The 2,058-nt window shown below is 65.2% G+C and carries 2 protein-coding genes; both read left to right on the top strand.

The genetic code is table 11. From position 1 onward, the window contains the following. A partial coding sequence (locus tag WCE35_RS01805) for a hypothetical protein (protein WP_424591630.1) occupies positions 1-195 on the top strand: 195 nt, incomplete at its 5' end. Between the two features lie 309 nt (positions 196-504). Then, entirely contained in the window at positions 505-1,935 is a 1,431-nt protein-coding gene (locus WCE35_RS01800) for an aldehyde dehydrogenase family protein (protein ID WP_424591629.1), read from the top strand. Positions 1,936-2,058 lie beyond the last annotated feature (123 nt).

The following is a 2,058-nucleotide window of genomic DNA, read 5'->3' as shown; positions in this document are numbered from 1 at the left end:
CATCCGGTCACGCTCGCCTGGCTCGGCAGCGTGCGCGGCCATCGGCTGGAGGCGCTCGGCGTCGAGCATTTCGGCCAGACCGGCACGATCCCCGACCTCTACCGCCACCACGGCATCGACGCCAACGCCATCATCGACGCGGCGGAAAGTCTCACCGTCGGCGCCCCGGTGCGGCACCGCAAGATGGCGGTGTGATCTCACTGAGCAAGCGGCGCCCCCACCCCAACCCTCCCCCGCAAGCGCGGGAGAGGGAGTTCACCGTGCCGCGCGGCCGACGACGTCATGCAACCGGCTGCTTTCTTCTCCCTCTCCCGCGCTTGCGGGGGAGGGCCGGGGTGGGGGTGTCTCCCCACGCACAAATGAAAGCCGTCCGTCTTGCCACCTTCACACCGCTGTCCTTATATCCTGCCCGCAAAGGCGGGTTCATTTCCCCAAGCTTTCGTGCAAGGATGCCTGCTGAACGCTTCCATTCCCTCGCTTCGTCCTGCAATAAAGAGGTTTACGATGGTCAATCGCATGCAATTCTACATCGACGGCGCCTGGGTCGATCCGGTCGTCAGAAAATCCACGCCGGTCGTCAACCCGGCCACCGAAGAGGCGATGTATGAGGTTGCGCTCGGCTCCAAGGCCGACGTCGACAAGGCGGTGGCCGCGGCCAGGCGCGCGTTCGAGACCTATTCGCAGACCAGCCGCGAGGAGCGCATCGCGCTGCTCACAAAAATCATCGAAGTCTACAAGGGCCGCATGAAGGATATCGGCGCCGCCGTGTCCGACGAAATGGGCGCGCCGCTGCCGATGGCGGAGAAGCTGCAAGCTGGCGCCGGCCTCGGCCATCTCGCCTCCACGCTGGAGGTTTTGAAGAACTACCATTTCGAGGAAAACTGCGGCACCGCAATGGTGGTGCGTGAGCCGGTCGGCGTCGTCGGCATGATCACGCCATGGAACTGGCCGCTGAACCAGATCGCCTGCAAGGTTGCGCCGGCGCTCGCCGCCGGCTGCACCATGATCCTGAAGCCGTCGGAATTCACCCCGACCTCGGCCCTGATCTTCGCGGAGATCCTGCACGAGGCCGGCGTGCCGAAGGGCGTGTTCAACCTGATCAACGGCCTCGGCCCCGAAGTCGGCGCCGCCATGAGCGAGCACCCGGACATCGACATGATTTCGTTCACCGGCTCGACCCGCGCCGGCGTCGATGTCGCCAAGCGTGCCGCGCCGACCGTGAAGCGCGTCAGCCAGGAACTCGGCGGCAAATCGCCGAACGTCATCCTCGATGATGCCGACCTGACCAGGGCGGTCACCGGCGGCGTCATGCACATGTTCAACAATTCCGGACAGTCCTGCAACGCACCGTCGCGGATGATCGTGCCGCTGTCGAAGATGAAGGAGGTCGCCGCGATCGCCAGGGGCGTCGCCGAAAAGACCAAGGCCGGCGATCCCCGCGCCGAAGGCACCACCATCGGTCCCGTCGTCAACCGCGGCCAGTGGGACAAGATCCAGGCGCTGATCCAGAAGGGCATCGAGGAAGGCGCAACGCTGGTCGCCGGCGGCCCCGGCCTTCCCGAGGGCGTCAACAAGGGCTTCTATGTCCGTCCGACCATCTTCGCCGACGTCACCAACGACATGACGATCGCGCGCGAGGAAATTTTTGGCCCGGTGCTGACGATCCTCGGCGCCAGGGACGAAGCCGACGCGGTCAGGATCGCCAATGACACGCCCTACGGTCTTGCCGGCTACGTTTCGGCCGGCACCGTCGAGCGGGCGCGCAAGGTCGGCCGCCAGATCCGCGCCGGCAACGTCAATTTGCAGGGCGTGCCGAACGACCGCACCGCGCCGTTCGGCGGCTACAAGCAGTCCGGCAACGGCCGCGAATGGGGCAAGTACGGCCTGGAAGAATATCTCGAGGTCAAGGCCGTCGCGGGTTACAACGCGGCGTAAGCTTTCGAAGCATCGTCGCGGCGCCGGGGCGGGAAATCCGCTCCGGCGTTTTGCGTTTTGGTATGACCATCGTCATTGCGAGCGAAGCGAAGCAATCCATGGAGCTGCAACGGAAGCTTGGAT

Origin of the sequence: Bradyrhizobium sp., assembly GCF_049691595.1 — a bacterium.
Taxonomy (GTDB): Bacteria; Pseudomonadota; Alphaproteobacteria; order Rhizobiales; family Xanthobacteraceae; genus Bradyrhizobium.
Note: the sequence above shows the minus strand (reverse complement) of the source record. Positions and strands in the feature narration are given on the sequence as shown.